Genomic DNA, 15895 nt, shown 5'->3' with positions numbered 1-15895 from the left:
ATCATGGCTTCAGAAAATATGACGCCGCAGGATTACATAGGACACCACCTGAATAACCTTCAGCTGGACCTGCGTACATTCTCGCTGGTGGATCCGCATAACCCCCCAGCCACCTTCTGGACAATCAATATTGACTCCATGTTCTTCTCGGTGGTGCTGGGTCTGTTGTTCCTGGTTTTATTCCGTAGTGTAGCCAAAAAGGCGACCAGCGGCGTGCCAGGTAAGTTTCAGACCGCGATTGAGCTGGTGATCGGCTTTGTTAATGGTAGCGTGAAAGACATGTACCATGGCAAGAGCAAGCTGATTGCTCCGCTGGCCCTGACGATTTTCGTCTGGGTATTCCTGATGAACTTGATGGACTTACTGCCTATCGACCTGCTGCCGTACATCGCTGAACATGTACTGGGTCTGCCGGCACTGCGTGTGGTTCCGTCTGCGGACGTGAACGTAACGCTGTCTATGGCACTGGGCGTATTTATCCTGATTCTGTTCTACAGCATCAAAATGAAAGGCATCGGCGGCTTCACGAAAGAGTTGACGCTGCAGCCGTTCAATCACTGGGCGTTCATTCCTGTCAACTTAATCCTTGAAGGGGTAAGCCTGCTGTCCAAACCAGTTTCACTCGGTTTGCGACTGTTCGGTAACATGTACGCCGGTGAGCTGATTTTCATTCTGATTGCTGGTCTGTTGCCGTGGTGGTCACAGTGGATTCTGAATGTGCCGTGGGCCATTTTCCACATCCTGATCATTACGCTGCAAGCCTTCATCTTCATGGTTCTGACGATCGTCTATCTGTCGATGGCGTCTGAAGAACATTAATTTACCAACACTACTACGTTTTAACTGAAACAAACTGGAGACTGTCATGGAAAACCTGAATATGGATCTGCTGTACATGGCTGCCGCTGTGATGATGGGTCTGGCGGCAATCGGTGCTGCGATCGGTATCGGCATCCTCGGGGGTAAATTCCTGGAAGGCGCAGCGCGTCAACCTGATCTGATTCCTCTGCTGCGTACTCAGTTCTTTATCGTTATGGGTCTGGTGGATGCTATCCCGATGATCGCTGTAGGTCTGGGTCTGTACGTGATGTTCGCTGTCGCGTAGTAAGCGTTGCTTTTATTTAAAGAGCAATATCAGAACGTTAACTAAATAGAGGCATTGTGCTGTGAATCTTAACGCAACAATCCTCGGCCAGGCCATCGCGTTTGTCCTGTTCGTTCTGTTCTGCATGAAGTACGTATGGCCGCCATTAATGGCAGCCATCGAAAAACGTCAAAAAGAAATTGCTGACGGCCTTGCTTCCGCAGAACGAGCACATAAGGACCTTGACCTTGCAAAGGCCAGCGCGACCGACCAGCTGAAAAAAGCGAAAGCGGAAGCCCAGGTAATCATCGAGCAGGCGAACAAACGCCGCTCGCAGATTCTGGACGAAGCTAAAGCTGAAGCAGAGCAGGAACGTACTAAAATCGTGGCCCAGGCGCAGGCGGAAATTGAAGCCGAGCGTAAACGTGCCCGTGAAGAGCTGCGTAAGCAAGTTGCTATCCTGGCTGTTGCTGGCGCCGAGAAGATCATCGAACGTTCCGTGGATGAAGCTGCTAACAGCGACATCGTGGATAAACTTGTCGCTGAACTGTAAGGAGGGAGGGGCTGATGTCTGAATTTATTACGGTAGCTCGCCCCTACGCCAAAGCAGCTTTTGACTTTGCCGTCGAACACCAAAGTGTAGAACGCTGGCAGGACATGCTGGCGTTTGCCGCCGAGGTAACCAAAAACGAACAAATGGCAGAGCTTCTCTCTGGCGCGCTTGCGCCAGAAACGCTCGCCGAGTCGTTTATCGCAGTTTGTGGTGAGCAACTGGACGAAAACGGTCAGAACCTGATTCGGGTTATGGCTGAAAATGGTCGTCTTAACGCGCTCCCGGATGTTCTGGAGCAGTTTATTCACCTGCGTGCTGTGAGTGAGGCTACCGCTGAGGTAGACGTCATTTCCGCTGCCGCGTTGAGTGAACAACAGCTCGCGAAAATTTCTGCTGCGATGGAAAAACGTCTGTCACGCAAAGTTAAGCTGAATTGCAAAATCGATAAGTCTGTAATGGCAGGCGTTATCATCCGAGCGGGTGATATGGTCATTGATGGCAGCGTACGCGGTCGTCTTGAGCGCCTTGCAGACGTCTTGCAGTCTTAAGGGGACTGGAGCATGCAACTGAATTCCACCGAAATCAGCGAACTGATCAAGCAGCGCATTGCTCAGTTCAATGTTGTGAGTGAAGCTCACAACGAAGGTACTATTGTTTCTGTAAGTGACGGTGTTATCCGCATCCACGGCCTGGCCGATTGTATGCAGGGTGAAATGATCTCCCTGCCGGGTAACCGTTACGCTATCGCACTGAACCTCGAGCGTGACTCTGTAGGTGCGGTTGTTATGGGTCCGTACGCTGACCTTGCCGAAGGCATGAAAGTTAAGTGTACTGGCCGTATCCTGGAAGTTCCGGTTGGCCGTGGCCTGCTGGGCCGTGTGGTTAACACTCTGGGTGCACCAATCGACGGTAAAGGTCCGCTGGATCACGACGGCTTCTCTGCTGTAGAAGCTATCGCCCCGGGCGTTATCGAACGTCAGTCCGTAGATCAGCCGGTACAGACCGGTTATAAAGCCGTTGACTCCATGATCCCAATCGGTCGTGGTCAGCGTGAATTGATCATCGGTGACCGTCAGACCGGTAAAACCGCACTGGCAATCGATGCCATCATTAACCAGCGCGATTCCGGTATCAAATGTATCTATGTCGCTATCGGCCAGAAAGCGTCCACTATTTCTAACGTGGTACGTAAACTGGAAGAGCACGGCGCACTGGCTAACACCATCGTCGTGGTAGCAACCGCGTCTGAATCCGCTGCACTGCAATACCTGGCGCCGTATGCCGGTTGCGCAATGGGCGAATACTTCCGTGACCGCGGTGAAGATGCGCTGATCATTTACGATGACCTGTCTAAACAGGCTGTTGCTTACCGTCAGATCTCCCTGCTGCTCCGTCGTCCGCCAGGACGTGAAGCATTCCCGGGTGACGTATTCTACCTCCACTCTCGTCTGCTGGAGCGTGCTGCGCGTGTTAACGCCGAATACGTTGAAGCCTTCACCAAAGGTGAAGTGAAAGGGAAAACCGGTTCTCTGACTGCGCTGCCGATTATCGAAACTCAGGCTGGTGACGTTTCTGCGTTCGTTCCGACCAACGTAATCTCCATTACCGATGGTCAGATCTTCCTGGAAACCAACCTGTTCAACGCCGGTATTCGTCCTGCGGTTAACCCGGGTATCTCCGTATCCCGTGTTGGTGGTGCAGCACAGACCAAGATCATGAAAAAACTGTCCGGTGGTATCCGTACCGCTCTGGCACAGTATCGTGAACTGGCAGCGTTCTCTCAGTTTGCATCCGACCTTGACGATGCAACTCGTAAGCAGCTTGACCACGGTCAGAAAGTGACCGAACTGCTGAAACAGAAACAGTATGCGCCGATGTCCGTTGCGCAGCAGTCTCTGGTTCTGTTCGCAGCAGAACGTGGTTACCTGGCGGATGTTGAACTGTCGAAAATCGGCAGCTTCGAAGCCGCTCTGCTGGCTTACGTCGACCGTGATCACGCTCCGTTGATGCAAGAGATCAACCAGACCGGTGGCTACAACGACGAAATCGAAGGCAAGCTGAAAGGCATCCTCGATTCCTTCAAAGCAACCCAATCCTGGTAACGTCTGGCGGCTTGCCTTAGGGCAGGCCGCAAGGCATTGAGGAGAAGCTCATGGCCGGCGCAAAAGAGATACGTAGTAAGATCGCAAGCGTCCAGAACACGCAAAAGATCACTAAAGCGATGGAGATGGTCGCCGCTTCCAAAATGCGTAAATCGCAGGATCGCATGGCGGCCAGCCGTCCTTATGCAGAAACCATGCGCAAAGTGATTGGTCACCTTGCACACGGTAATCTGGAATATAAGCACCCATACCTGGAAGACCGCGACGTTAAACGCGTAGGCTACCTGGTGGTGTCGACCGACCGTGGTTTGTGCGGTGGTTTGAACATTAACCTGTTCAAAAAACTGCTGGCGGAAATGAAGACCTGGACCGACAAAGGCGTTCAATGCGACCTCGCAATGATCGGCTCAAAAGGTGTGTCGTTCTTCAACTCCGTGGGCGGCAATGTTGTTGCCCAGGTCACCGGCATGGGGGACAACCCTTCCCTGTCCGAACTGATCGGTCCGGTAAAAGTGATGTTGCAGGCCTACGACGAAGGCCGTCTGGACAAGCTTTACATTGTCAGCAACAAATTTATTAACACCATGTCTCAGGTTCCGACCATCAGCCAGCTGCTGCCGTTACCGGCATCAGATGATGATGATCTGAAACATAAATCCTGGGATTACCTGTACGAACCCGATCCGAAGGCGTTGCTGGATACCCTGCTGCGTCGTTATGTCGAATCTCAGGTTTATCAGGGCGTGGTTGAAAACCTGGCCAGCGAGCAGGCCGCCCGTATGGTGGCGATGAAAGCCGCGACCGACAATGGCGGCAGCCTGATTAAAGAGCTGCAGTTGGTATACAACAAAGCTCGTCAGGCCAGCATTACTCAGGAACTCACCGAGATCGTCTCGGGGGCCGCCGCGGTTTAAACAGGTTATTTCGTAGAGGATTTAAGATGGCTACTGGAAAGATTGTCCAGGTAATCGGCGCCGTAGTTGACGTCGAATTCCCTCAGGATGCCGTACCGCGCGTGTACGATGCTCTTGAGGTGCAAAATGGTAATGAGCGTCTGGTGCTGGAAGTTCAGCAGCAGCTCGGCGGTGGTATCGTGCGTACCATCGCAATGGGGTCCTCCGACGGTCTGCGTCGCGGTCTGGATGTAAAAGACCTCGAACACCCGATCGAAGTCCCGGTAGGTAAAGCGACTCTGGGCCGTATCATGAACGTACTGGGTGAACCGGTCGACATGAAAGGCGAGATCGGTGAAGAAGAGCGTTGGGCGATTCACCGCGCAGCACCTTCCTACGAAGAGCTGTCAAACTCTCAGGAACTGCTGGAAACCGGTATCAAAGTTATCGACCTGATGTGTCCGTTCGCTAAGGGCGGTAAAGTCGGTCTGTTCGGTGGTGCGGGTGTAGGTAAAACTGTAAACATGATGGAGCTTATTCGTAACATCGCGATCGAGCACTCCGGTTACTCTGTGTTTGCGGGCGTAGGTGAACGTACTCGTGAGGGTAACGACTTCTACCACGAAATGACTGACTCCAACGTTATCGACAAAGTATCCCTGGTATATGGCCAGATGAACGAGCCGCCGGGAAACCGTCTGCGCGTTGCACTGACCGGCCTGACCATGGCTGAGAAATTCCGTGACGAAGGTCGTGACGTTCTGCTGTTCGTTGACAACATCTATCGTTACACCCTGGCCGGTACGGAAGTATCCGCACTGCTGGGCCGTATGCCTTCAGCGGTAGGTTATCAGCCGACTCTGGCGGAAGAGATGGGCGTTCTTCAGGAACGTATCACCTCCACCAAAACTGGTTCTATCACCTCCGTACAGGCGGTATACGTACCTGCGGATGACTTGACTGACCCGTCTCCGGCAACCACCTTTGCGCACCTTGACGCAACCGTGGTACTGAGCCGTCAGATCGCGTCTCTGGGTATCTACCCGGCCGTTGACCCGCTGGACTCTACCAGCCGTCAGTTGGACCCGCTGGTGGTTGGTCAGGAACACTACGACACCGCGCGTGGCGTTCAGTCCATCCTGCAACGTTATCAGGAACTGAAAGACATCATCGCCATCCTGGGTATGGATGAACTGTCTGAAGAAGACAAACTGGTGGTAGCGCGCGCTCGTAAGATCCAGCGCTTCCTGTCCCAGCCGTTCTTCGTGGCAGAAGTATTCACCGGTTCTCCGGGTAAATACGTCTCCCTGAAAGACACCATCCGTGGCTTTAAAGGCATCATGGAAGGCGAATACGATCACCTGCCGGAGCAGGCGTTCTACATGGTCGGTTCCATCGAAGAAGCAGTGGAAAAAGCCAAAAAACTTTAACGCCTTAATCGGAGGGTGATATGGCAATGACTTACCACCTGGACGTCGTCAGCGCAGAGCAACAAATGTTCTCTGGTCTGGTCGAGAAAATCCAGGTAACGGGTAGCGAAGGTGAACTGGGGATCTACCCTGGCCACGCACCGCTGCTCACCGCCATTAAGCCTGGTATGATTCGCATCGTGAAACAGCACGGTCACGAAGAGTTTATCTATCTGTCTGGCGGCATTCTTGAAGTGCAGCCTGGCAACGTGACCGTTCTGGCCGACACCGCAATTCGCGGCCAGGATCTCGACGAAGCGCGAGCCATGGAAGCGAAACGTAAGGCTGAAGAGCACATTAGCAGCTCTCACGGCGACGTAGATTACGCTCAGGCGTCTGCGGAACTGGCCAAAGCGATCGCGCAGCTGCGCGTTATCGAGTTGACCAAAAAAGCGATGTAACACCGGCTTGAAAAGCACAAAAGCCAGTCTGGAAACAGGCTGGCTTTTTTATATGTATTTCGCTGATATATACATAAATTTTATTACTCATCAAAAAGTTAGTATCTTGCTAAGTCGTTAATTGTCTCCGTTTCTCCATAGTGATATCGTCCCTGTTGTTATTATTATTTCTGTAATTATATGAGGGATCATATCTATGTCTTTTAAACCGTCTTTTGAAGGTGTCCAACCGGTTGTGATGACTGATCGCGCCACCTTTATCCGCCGTGCTTATATGCATCTGGCTGGGGCAGTTGTCGGGTTCATCATTCTCAGCGCGCTGTTTATCTTTAGTGGGCTTGGCAAAATGATGCTTAGGGTGCTGATGAACAGTGGTCAATTTGGTTGGCTGGTGGTGCTGGGTGCTTTTATTCTGGTCAGCATGCTGGCGACTCGTCTGGCAGATAACGTGGAATCTAATCAGACCCAACTGATTGGACTGGGGATATATGTACTGGCAGAAGCGTTAATTTTTGCGCCTTTACTGACACTGGCAGCGTATATTAATCCAGCAATTATTGGCGCGGCGGGCATCACCACAGCATTGCTGGTGGGTGGTCTGACATTCACGGCCTTCACGACCAAAAAAGATTTCTCTTTCATGCGTTCGTTTTTAACCATGGCGGGCTTTATCGCTTTCGGTGCCATTATCGCGAGCATTTTTATGGGATTCTCACTGGGCGTCTGGTTCTCGGCGGCAATGGTGCTGTTGTGTGCTGGCTTCGTGCTGTACGACACGTCTAATATTATTCATCATTATCCTACCGATCGTCCGGCAGGCGCGGCGCTACATCTCTTCGCCTCTATCGCTACCATGTTCTGGTATGTTCTGCGCATTTTCATGTCCCGCGATTAACCCTGCTTGTATAAACCAGCGAAATTATTCGCTGGTTTTCCCGTTTATTCATTGATCGAAATAAGAGCAAAAACATCCACCTGACGCTTAAATGAAGGTACTGCCTTAATTTTCTGCAGACAAAAGGCGTGACGATGGTCGAAAATGGCACTTTCGTCAGCGGGGATAATCCGTTATTGAACAATTTATCCTCTGTCCATTTCACGATGAAAAAAATGTAGTTTTTTCAAGGTGAAGCGGTTTAAATTCGTTCTCAAATTACAGTCAGGACGCGTATGTTGAATAATGCTATGAGCGTAGTGATCCTTGCCGCAGGTAAAGGCACGCGCATGTATTCCGATCTTCCGAAAGTGCTGCATACCCTTGCCGGGAAAGCGATGGTTCAGCATGTCATTGATGCTGCGAATGAATTAGGCGCAGCGCACGTTCACCTGGTTTACGGTCACGGCGGTGATCTGCTTAAACAGGCGCTGAAAGACGACAACCTGAACTGGGTGCTTCAGGCAGAACAGCTGGGTACGGGTCATGCAATGCAGCAGGCCGCACCTTTCTTTGCCGATGATGAAGACATTTTAATGCTCTACGGCGACGTGCCGCTGATCTCTGTCGAAACACTCCAGCGCCTGCGTGATGCTAAACCGCAGGGCGGCATTGGCCTGCTGACAGTGAAACTGGATGATCCCACCGGTTATGGTCGTATTACCCGCGAAAACGGCAAAGTTACTGGCATTGTTGAGCATAAAGATGCCACCGACGAGCAGCGTCAGATTCAGGAGATCAACACCGGCATTCTGATCGCCAACGGCGCAGATATGAAACGCTGGCTGGCTAAACTGACCAACAATAATGCGCAGGGCGAATACTACATCACCGACATTATTGCGCTGGCGTATCAGGAAGGGCGTGAAATCGTTGCCGTTCATCCGCAACGTTTAAGCGAAGTAGAAGGCGTGAATAACCGCCTGCAACTCTCTCGTCTGGAGCGCGTTTACCAGTCCGAACAGGCTGAAAAACTGCTTTTAGCAGGCGTTATGCTGCGCGATCCGGCGCGTTTTGATCTACGCGGTACGCTAACTCACGGGCGCGATGTTGAAATTGATACTAACGTTATCATCGAGGGCAACGTAACTCTCGGTCATCGCGTGAAAATCGGCACCGGTTGCGTGATTAAAAACAGCGTGATTGGCGATGATTGCGAAATTAGCCCGTATACCGTTGTGGAAGATGCGCATCTGGCAGCGGCCTGTACCATTGGCCCGTTTGCCCGTCTGCGTCCTGGTGCTGAGTTGCTGGAAGGTGCACACGTCGGTAACTTCGTTGAGATGAAAAAAGCGCGTCTGGGTAAAGGCTCGAAAGCTGGTCATCTGACTTACCTGGGCGATGCGGAAATTGGCGATAACGTTAACATTGGTGCAGGAACCATTACCTGCAACTACGACGGTGCGAATAAATTTAAGACCATTATAGGCGACGATGTGTTTGTCGGTTCCGACACTCAGCTGGTGGCCCCGGTAACAGTAGGCAAAGGCGCGACCATTGCTGCGGGTACAACTGTGACGCGTAATGTCGGTGAAAATGCCCTGGCGATCAGCCGTGTGCCGCAGACTCAAAAAGAAGGCTGGCGTCGTCCGGTAAAGAAAAAGTAATTCTGGCCGGGTAATCCGGCCATATGGGGTGAGGAGATAACATAATCTCCCGCCCACAAGCAGTAACTATAAAAATAACCCCACTCTCTACAAAGGCTCGGGGCGCCCGAAAAACGGGCATACAGGTTGACCGACAACGATATAAATCGGAATCAAAAACTATGTGTGGAATTGTTGGCGCGATCGCGCAACGTGATGTAGCAGAAATCCTTCTTGAAGGTTTACGTCGTCTGGAATACCGCGGATATGACTCTGCCGGTCTGGCGGTTGTAGATGCAGAAGGTCATATGACCCGTCTGCGTCGCCTCGGTAAAGTCCAGATGCTGGCTCAGGCAGCGGAAGAACATCCTCTGCATGGCGGCACCGGTATTGCTCACACTCGCTGGGCGACCCACGGTGAACCTTCAGAAGCTAACGCGCATCCGCATGTTTCTGAACACATTGTGGTGGTGCATAACGGCATCATCGAAAACCATGAACCGCTGCGTGAAGAGTTAAAAGCGCGTGGCTATACCTTCGTTTCTGAAACCGACACCGAAGTGATTGCACATCTGGTGAACTGGGAGCTGAAACAAGGCGGTACTCTGCGTGAGGCTGTTCTGCGCGCTATTCCGCAGCTGCGTGGCGCTTATGGCACGGTAATTATGGATACCCGTCACCCGGATACTCTGCTGGCGGCACGTTCTGGTAGCCCGCTGGTGATTGGCCTGGGTATGGGCGAAAACTTTATCGCTTCTGACCAGTTGGCGCTGTTGCCAGTGACCCGTCGCTTTATCTTCCTCGAAGAGGGCGATATTGCCGAAGTGACTCGCCGTTCGGTAACCATCTTCGATAAAACTGGTGCGGAAGTAAAACGTCAGGATATCGAATCCAATCTGCAATATGACGCGGGCGATAAAGGTATTTACCGCCACTACATGCAGAAAGAGATTTATGAACAGCCGAACGCGATCAAAAACACCCTTACCGGGCGTATCAGCCACGGCCAGGTGGACCTAAGCGAGCTGGGGCCGAACGCTGACGAACTGCTGTCGAAGGTTGAGCATATTCAGATCCTCGCCTGCGGTACTTCTTACAACTCCGGTATGGTTTCCCGTTACTGGTTTGAATCGCTGGCAGGCATTCCGTGCGACGTTGAAATCGCCTCTGAATTCCGCTATCGCAAATCTGCTGTGCGTCGCAATAGCTTGATGATCACTCTGTCGCAGTCTGGCGAAACCGCGGATACCCTGGCGGGCCTGCGTCTGTCGAAAGATCTGGGTTACCTTGGTTCGCTGGCTATCTGTAACGTTCCGGGTTCTTCTCTGGTACGCGAATCCGATCTGGCGCTGATGACCAACGCCGGTACGGAAATCGGCGTGGCGTCTACTAAAGCATTCACCACCCAGTTAACTGTGCTGTTGATGCTGGTGGCGAAGCTGTCTCGCCTGAAAGGTCTGGATGCCTCCATTGAGCATGACATCGTGCATGGTCTGCAGGCGCTGCCGAGCCGTATTGAGCAGATGCTGTCTCAGGACAAACGCATTGAAGCACTGGCAGAAGATTTCTCTGACAAACATCACGCGCTGTTCCTGGGCCGTGGCGATCAGTACCCAATCGCGCTGGAAGGCGCATTGAAGCTGAAAGAGATCTCTTACATTCACGCTGAAGCCTACGCTGCAGGCGAACTGAAACACGGTCCGCTGGCGCTGATTGATGCCGATATGCCAGTTATCGTCGTTGCACCGAACAACGAATTGCTGGAAAAACTGAAATCCAACATTGAAGAAGTTCGTGCGCGTGGCGGTCAGTTGTATGTCTTTGCCGATCAGGATGCTGGTTTTGTCGGTAGCGATAATATGCACATCATCGAGATGCCGCATGTGGAAGAGGTGATTGCACCGATCTTCTACACCGTTCCGTTGCAGTTACTGGCGTACCACGTCGCGCTGATCAAAGGCACTGACGTTGACCAGCCACGTAACCTGGCAAAATCGGTTACGGTTGAGTAATACACAGATGCCCTGCTTTCGCAGGGCATTTTTCTATTCCCTCACTTATCGTCTCATCTTTAGCTATTTTTTAACTGTCACAGAAAGAAAATTTTTCTGCCAAATTGCTGTCACTCTCGCTGCTAACTTATTGATTTTTAGCTATATAAAAAGACTTTTCTTCTCTGTCATAAAACTGTCATAAACCTTACATATAACTGTCACCTGTTTGTCCTATTTTGCTTCTCGTAGCCAACAAACAATGCTTTATGAATCCTCCCAGGAGACATTATGAAAGTTATGCGTACCACCGTCGCAACTTTTGTCGCCGCGACCTTATCGATGAGCGCTTTCTCTGTGTTTGCAGAAGCAAGCCTGACAGGTGCAGGTGCAACCTTCCCTGCGCCGGTGTATGCCAAATGGGCTGACACTTACCAGAAAGAAACCGGTAATAAAGTTAACTACCAGGGTATCGGTTCTTCCGGCGGCGTAAAACAGATTATCGCCAATACCGTTGATTTTGGTGCCTCTGACGCGCCGCTGTCTGACGAAAAACTGGCTCAGGAAGGTCTGTTCCAGTTCCCGACCGTAATTGGCGGCGTGGTGCTGGCGGTTAACATTCCGGGGCTAAAATCTGGCGAACTGGTGCTGGATGGTAAAACCCTTGGCGACATCTACCTGGGCAAAATCAAAAAGTGGGATGATGAAGCCATCGCCAAACTGAATCCGGGTCTGAAACTGCCTTCACAGAACATTGCTGTAGTGCGCCGTGCAGATGGCTCCGGGACATCCTTTGTCTTCACCAGCTATCTGGCGAAAGTGAACGAAGAGTGGAAAAACAACGTCGGTACTGGCTCTACCGTAAAATGGCCGATTGGTCTGGGTGGTAAAGGAAACGACGGTATCGCCGCGTTCGTTCAGCGTCTGCCGGGTGCAATTGGTTATGTTGAATATGCTTACGCTAAGCAGAACAACCTGGCGTACACCAAACTGATCTCCGCTGATGGTAAACCTGTTTCGCCGACCGAAGAAAACTTTGCCAATGCGGCAAAAGGCGCAGACTGGAGCAAAACATTCGCTCAGGATCTGACCAACCAGAAAGGCGAAGATGCGTGGCCTATTACCTCTACCACGTTCATTCTTGTCCACAAAGATCAGAAGAAACCAGAGCAGGGCACAGAAGTGCTGAAATTCTTCGACTGGGCGTATAAAACCGGGGCTAAACAGGCGAACGACCTGGATTACGCCAGCCTGCCGGATAGCGTAGTTGAACAGGTTCGCGCTGCGTGGAAGACCAATATTAAAGACAGTAGCGGCAAGCCGCTGTACTAATAAAACTCCAGGCCGGATAAGGCATTAACGGCTTATCCGGCATTACAAAATGACTTTGTAAACGCGTTTAACTGAAGAGTAACTTATGGCTGCAACCAAGCCTGCTTTTAACCCACCGGGTAAAAAGGGCGACATAATTTTCAGCGTGCTGGTAAAACTGGCGGCGCTGATTGTGCTATTGATGTTGGGTGGCATTATTGTCTCTCTGATCATCTCCTCCTGGCCGAGCATTCAGAAATTTGGTCTGGCTTTTCTGTGGACCAAAGAGTGGGATGCGCCGAACGATATCTACGGGGCGCTGGTGCCGATCTACGGTACGCTGGTGACCTCGTTTATCGCGCTGCTGATCGCTGTCCCGGTGAGTTTCGGTATCGCCCTGTTCCTGACCGAGCTTGCGCCTGGCTGGCTGAAGCGCCCACTGGGTATCGCCATTGAGCTGCTGGCAGCCATTCCAAGTATCGTTTACGGCATGTGGGGCCTGTTTATCTTTGCGCCGCTGTTCGCCGTTTACTTCCAGGAGCCGGTCGGCAATATCATGTCGAATATCCCGATTGTTGGCGCGCTGTTCTCCGGCCCGGCCTTTGGTATCGGTATCCTCGCGGCAGGCGTGATCCTCGCCATCATGATTATTCCGTACATTGCAGCGGTAATGCGCGATGTATTCGAACAAACCCCGGTGATGATGAAAGAGTCAGCCTACGGTATCGGCTGCACCACCTGGGAAGTTATCTGGCGTATCGTTCTTCCGTTCACCAAAAATGGGGTAATCGGCGGCATTATGCTGGGTCTGGGGCGCGCGCTCGGTGAAACCATGGCAGTGACCTTTATCATCGGTAACACCTACCAGCTCGACAGCGCCTCGCTGTACATGCCGGGCAACAGCATCACCTCTGCGCTGGCCAACGAATTTGCGGAAGCGGAATCCGGCCTGCACGTGGCTGCACTGATGGAACTGGGCCTGATCCTGTTTGTGATTACCTTCATCGTCCTCGCTGCATCGAAATTTATGATTATGCGCCTGGCTAAGAATGAGGGGGCACGCTAATGGCTATGGTTGAAATGCAAACCACTGCGGCACTGGCAGAATCCCGCCGCAAAATGCAGGCGCGTCGCCGCCTCAAAAACCGTATTGCACTGACGCTCTCAATGGCGACGATGGCTTTCGGTTTGTTTTGGCTGATCTGGATTTTAATGTCCACCATTACTCGCGGTATCGATGGTATGTCGCTGGCGCTGTTCACCGAAATGACGCCGCCGCCAAATACGGAAGGCGGTGGTCTGGCGAACGCCCTGGCGGGTAGCGGCCTGTTAATTTTGTGGGCCACGGTATTCGGTACGCCACTGGGCATTATGGCGGGGATTTACCTGGCGGAATATGGACGTAAATCCTGGCTGGCAGAAGTTATTCGCTTCATTAACGACATTCTGCTCTCCGCGCCGTCGATTGTGGTTGGTCTGTTTGTTTACACCATCGTGGTGGCGCAAATGGAGCACTTCTCCGGCTGGGCGGGCGTGATTGCCCTGGCGTTGTTGCAGGTACCGATTGTTATCCGCACCACTGAGAACATGCTGAAACTGGTGCCGGACAGCCTGCGTGAAGCGGCTTATGCGCTGGGTACGCCGAAGTGGAAGATGATCTCCGCGATTACGCTGAAAGCGTCGGTGTCCGGGATTATGACCGGTATCCTGCTGGCGATTGCCCGTATTGCTGGTGAAACCGCGCCACTGCTGTTTACCGCGCTCTCCAACCAGTTCTGGAGCACGGACATGATGCAGCCGATCGCCAACCTGCCGGTAACGATCTTTAAGTTTGCGATGAGCCCATTTGCAGAATGGCAGCAACTGGCCTGGGCCGGGGTGTTGATTATAACCCTGTGCGTCCTGCTGCTGAACATTCTGGCGCGCGTTGTTTTTGCGAAGAATAAACACGGTTAACACTTTGCCGGATGCGGTGTGAAACGCCTTATCCGGCCTACGGTAAGCCTGATTAGCGAAGTGCATCAGGCACGATGAGGAAAAGATTGCAATGAGTATGGTTGAAACTGCCCCGAGTAAAATTCAGGTTCGTAATTTGAACTTCTACTACGGCAAATTCCATGCCCTGAAAAACATCAACCTGGATATCGCCAAAAACCAGGTTACGGCGTTTATCGGGCCGTCTGGCTGCGGTAAATCGACGCTGCTGCGTACTTTCAACAAAATGTTTGAACTGTATCCGGAGCAGCGTGCGGAAGGTGAGATTCTGCTCGATGGCGACAACATCCTGACTAACACTCAGGATATCGCCCTGCTGCGTGCGAAAGTGGGTATGGTGTTCCAGAAACCGACGCCGTTCCCGATGTCCATTTACGACAACATCGCCTTTGGTGTTCGTCTGTTTGAGAAGCTCTCCCGTGCGGATATGGACGAGCGCGTGCAGTGGGCATTGACCAAAGCCGCATTGTGGAACGAAACCAAAGATAAATTGCACCAGAGCGGTTACTCTCTCTCTGGTGGTCAGCAACAGCGTCTGTGCATTGCGCGTGGTATCGCCATTCGCCCGGAAGTGCTGCTGCTCGACGAACCGTGTTCGGCGCTCGACCCTATCTCTACCGGACGTATTGAAGAGCTGATCACCGAACTGAAGCAGGATTACACCGTAGTGATCGTCACCCACAACATGCAGCAGGCTGCGCGTTGTTCCGACCACACGGCGTTTATGTACCTGGGCGAATTGATTGAGTTCAGCAACACGGACGATCTGTTCACCAAGCCAGCGAAGAAACAAACAGAAGACTACATCACCGGTCGTTACGGTTGATTCAGGAGTGCGTTATGGACAGTCTCAATCTTAATAAACATATTTCCGGCCAGTTCAACGCCGAACTGGAAAGCATCCGCACGCAGGTGATGACCATGGGCGGCATGGTGGAGCAGCAGCTTTCTGATGCAATCACCGCGATGCATAACCAGGACAGCGATCTGGCGAAGCGCGTCATCGAAGGCGACAAGAACGTCAACATGATGGAAGTGGCGATCGATGAAGCCTGCGTGCGCATTATCGCCAAACGTCAGCCGACGGCGAGCGACCTGCGTCTGGTGATGGTGATCAGTAAAACCATTGCCGAGCTGGAGCGTATTGGCGACGTGGCGGACAAAATCTGCCGTACTGCGCTGGAGAAATTCTCCCAGCAGCATCAGCCGTTGCTGGTAAGTCTGGAGTCGCTGGGCCGTCATACCATCCAGATGCTGCACGACGTGCTGGACGCGTTCGCGCGGATGGATATTGACGAAGCGGTGCGAATTTATCGGGAAGATAAAAAAGTCGATCAGGAGTACGAAGGTATTGTTCGTCAACTGATGACCTACATGATGGAAGATTCGCGCACCATTCCGAGCGTCCTTACCGCGCTGTTCTGTGCGCGTTCAATCGAACGTATCGGCGACCGTTGCCAGAATATTTGTGAGTTTATCTTCTACTACGTGAAGGGGCAGGATTTCCGTCACGTCGGTGGTGACGAGCTCGATAAACTGCTTGCAGAAAAAGATAGCGATAAATAATTCACCAAAC

Annotated in this window: 16 protein-coding genes; all 16 read left to right on the top strand. The window is 52.1% G+C overall.

Translation table 11 applies throughout. The features are described 5' to 3' along the window. Nucleotides 1-3: 3 nt before the first annotated feature. The 16 genes from atpB (at nt 4) to phoU (ending at nt 15885) form a co-directional block, all read left to right on the top strand. Complete coding sequence (gene atpB / locus EFER_RS20180) at nt 4-819, top strand: F0F1 ATP synthase subunit A (RefSeq protein WP_000135618.1); 816 nt, start codon at nt 4-6, stop codon at nt 817-819. Between the two features lie 46 nt (nt 820-865). Next, nucleotides 866-1105, top strand: coding sequence for a F0F1 ATP synthase subunit C (gene atpE / locus EFER_RS20175; protein WP_000429386.1), 240 nt, complete (start codon nt 866-868; stop codon nt 1103-1105). A gap of 61 nt (nt 1106-1166) precedes the next feature. Further along, nucleotides 1167-1637: a F0F1 ATP synthase subunit B gene (atpF, locus tag EFER_RS20170; protein ID WP_001052219.1), complete on the top strand. Its 471-nt coding sequence runs from the start codon at nt 1167-1169 to the stop codon at nt 1635-1637. A gap of 14 nt (nt 1638-1651) precedes the next feature. Then, nucleotides 1652-2185 carry a F0F1 ATP synthase subunit delta gene (gene atpH, locus EFER_RS20165; protein ID WP_001288587.1) on the top strand — a complete coding sequence of 178 codons (534 nt, stop codon included), beginning with the start codon at nt 1652-1654 and terminating at the stop codon, nt 2183-2185. A 12-nt stretch (nt 2186-2197) separates the two neighbouring features. Continuing rightward, nucleotides 2198-3739, top strand: a complete 1542-nt coding sequence (gene atpA, locus EFER_RS20160) for a F0F1 ATP synthase subunit alpha (protein ID WP_001176745.1) — start codon at nt 2198-2200, stop codon at nt 3737-3739. A gap of 50 nt (nt 3740-3789) precedes the next feature. Then, a complete protein-coding gene (atpG, locus tag EFER_RS20155) occupies nt 3790-4653 on the top strand; it encodes a F0F1 ATP synthase subunit gamma (protein WP_000896498.1) in 864 nt (287 codons plus the stop codon). Nucleotides 4654-4679: 26 nt separating this feature from the next. Beyond that, nucleotides 4680-6062, top strand: coding sequence for a F0F1 ATP synthase subunit beta (gene atpD, locus EFER_RS20150; protein ID WP_000190506.1), 1383 nt, complete (start codon nt 4680-4682; stop codon nt 6060-6062). Between the two features lie 20 nt (nt 6063-6082). After that, nucleotides 6083-6502, top strand: coding sequence for a F0F1 ATP synthase subunit epsilon (locus tag EFER_RS20145; protein WP_001251965.1), 420 nt, complete (start codon nt 6083-6085; stop codon nt 6500-6502). A gap of 196 nt (nt 6503-6698) precedes the next feature. Continuing rightward, complete coding sequence (locus EFER_RS20140) at nt 6699-7397, top strand: Bax inhibitor-1/YccA family protein (RefSeq protein WP_000008703.1); 699 nt, start codon at nt 6699-6701, stop codon at nt 7395-7397. A gap of 275 nt (nt 7398-7672) precedes the next feature. After that, nucleotides 7673-9043 carry a bifunctional UDP-N-acetylglucosamine diphosphorylase/glucosamine-1-phosphate N-acetyltransferase GlmU gene (glmU, locus tag EFER_RS20135; protein ID WP_000933732.1) on the top strand — a complete coding sequence of 457 codons (1371 nt, stop codon included), beginning with the start codon at nt 7673-7675 and terminating at the stop codon, nt 9041-9043. 161 nt (nt 9044-9204) lie between these two features. Further along, entirely contained in the window at nt 9205-11034 is a 1830-nt protein-coding gene (gene glmS, locus EFER_RS20130; RefSeq protein ID WP_000334088.1) for a glutamine--fructose-6-phosphate transaminase (isomerizing), read from the top strand. A gap of 270 nt (nt 11035-11304) precedes the next feature. Then, nucleotides 11305-12345 (top strand): phosphate ABC transporter substrate-binding protein PstS, encoded by a 1041-nt coding sequence (pstS, locus tag EFER_RS20125; protein WP_000867120.1) that lies wholly within the window; start codon nt 11305-11307, stop codon nt 12343-12345. 85 nt (nt 12346-12430) lie between these two features. Further along, entirely contained in the window at nt 12431-13390 is a 960-nt protein-coding gene (gene pstC / locus EFER_RS20120) for a phosphate ABC transporter permease PstC (RefSeq protein WP_000741620.1), read from the top strand. After that, nucleotides 13390-14280: a phosphate ABC transporter permease PstA gene (gene pstA, locus EFER_RS20115; RefSeq protein ID WP_001251991.1), complete on the top strand. Its 891-nt coding sequence runs from the start codon at nt 13390-13392 to the stop codon at nt 14278-14280. The genes pstC and pstA overlap by 1 nt, the downstream gene beginning before the upstream one ends. Nucleotides 14281-14371: 91 nt before the next feature. After that, complete coding sequence (gene pstB, locus EFER_RS20110) at nt 14372-15145, top strand: phosphate ABC transporter ATP-binding protein PstB (protein WP_000063126.1); 774 nt, start codon at nt 14372-14374, stop codon at nt 15143-15145. A 14-nt stretch (nt 15146-15159) separates the two neighbouring features. Beyond that, a complete protein-coding gene (phoU, locus tag EFER_RS20105) occupies nt 15160-15885 on the top strand; it encodes a phosphate signaling complex protein PhoU (RefSeq protein WP_000377784.1) in 726 nt (241 codons plus the stop codon). Nucleotides 15886-15895: the final 10 nt, after the last annotated feature.

The sequence above is a fragment of the Escherichia fergusonii ATCC 35469 genome (assembly GCF_000026225.1).
In the GTDB taxonomy this organism is placed as follows: domain Bacteria; phylum Pseudomonadota; class Gammaproteobacteria; order Enterobacterales; family Enterobacteriaceae; genus Escherichia; species Escherichia fergusonii.
The sequence above is the reverse complement of the archived record's forward strand: the minus strand, read 5'-3'. Positions and strand labels throughout refer to the sequence as shown.

What these genes read in the sequence shown, in the direction of transcription:
- atpB (WP_000135618.1), top strand. Translation starts at nt 4, where the DNA reads ATGGCTTCAGAAAATATGACGCCGCAGGATTACATAGGACACCACCTG.
- atpE (WP_000429386.1), top strand. Translation starts at nt 866, where the DNA reads ATGGAAAACCTGAATATGGATCTGCTGTACATGGCTGCCGCTGTGATG.
- atpH (WP_001288587.1), top strand. Translation starts at nt 1,652, where the DNA reads ATGTCTGAATTTATTACGGTAGCTCGCCCCTACGCCAAAGCAGCTTTT.
- atpA (WP_001176745.1), top strand. Translation starts at nt 2,198, where the DNA reads ATGCAACTGAATTCCACCGAAATCAGCGAACTGATCAAGCAGCGCATT.
- atpG (WP_000896498.1), top strand. Translation starts at nt 3,790, where the DNA reads ATGGCCGGCGCAAAAGAGATACGTAGTAAGATCGCAAGCGTCCAGAAC.
- atpD (WP_000190506.1), top strand. Translation starts at nt 4,680, where the DNA reads ATGGCTACTGGAAAGATTGTCCAGGTAATCGGCGCCGTAGTTGACGTC.
- EFER_RS20145 (WP_001251965.1), top strand. Translation starts at nt 6,083, where the DNA reads ATGGCAATGACTTACCACCTGGACGTCGTCAGCGCAGAGCAACAAATG.
- EFER_RS20140 (WP_000008703.1), top strand. Translation starts at nt 6,699, where the DNA reads ATGTCTTTTAAACCGTCTTTTGAAGGTGTCCAACCGGTTGTGATGACT.
- glmU (WP_000933732.1), top strand. Translation starts at nt 7,673, where the DNA reads ATGTTGAATAATGCTATGAGCGTAGTGATCCTTGCCGCAGGTAAAGGC.
- glmS (WP_000334088.1), top strand. Translation starts at nt 9,205, where the DNA reads ATGTGTGGAATTGTTGGCGCGATCGCGCAACGTGATGTAGCAGAAATC.
- pstS (WP_000867120.1), top strand. Translation starts at nt 11,305, where the DNA reads ATGAAAGTTATGCGTACCACCGTCGCAACTTTTGTCGCCGCGACCTTA.
- pstC (WP_000741620.1), top strand. Translation starts at nt 12,431, where the DNA reads ATGGCTGCAACCAAGCCTGCTTTTAACCCACCGGGTAAAAAGGGCGAC.
- pstA (WP_001251991.1), top strand. Translation starts at nt 13,390, where the DNA reads ATGGCTATGGTTGAAATGCAAACCACTGCGGCACTGGCAGAATCCCGC.
- pstB (WP_000063126.1), top strand. Translation starts at nt 14,372, where the DNA reads ATGAGTATGGTTGAAACTGCCCCGAGTAAAATTCAGGTTCGTAATTTG.
- phoU (WP_000377784.1), top strand. Translation starts at nt 15,160, where the DNA reads ATGGACAGTCTCAATCTTAATAAACATATTTCCGGCCAGTTCAACGCC.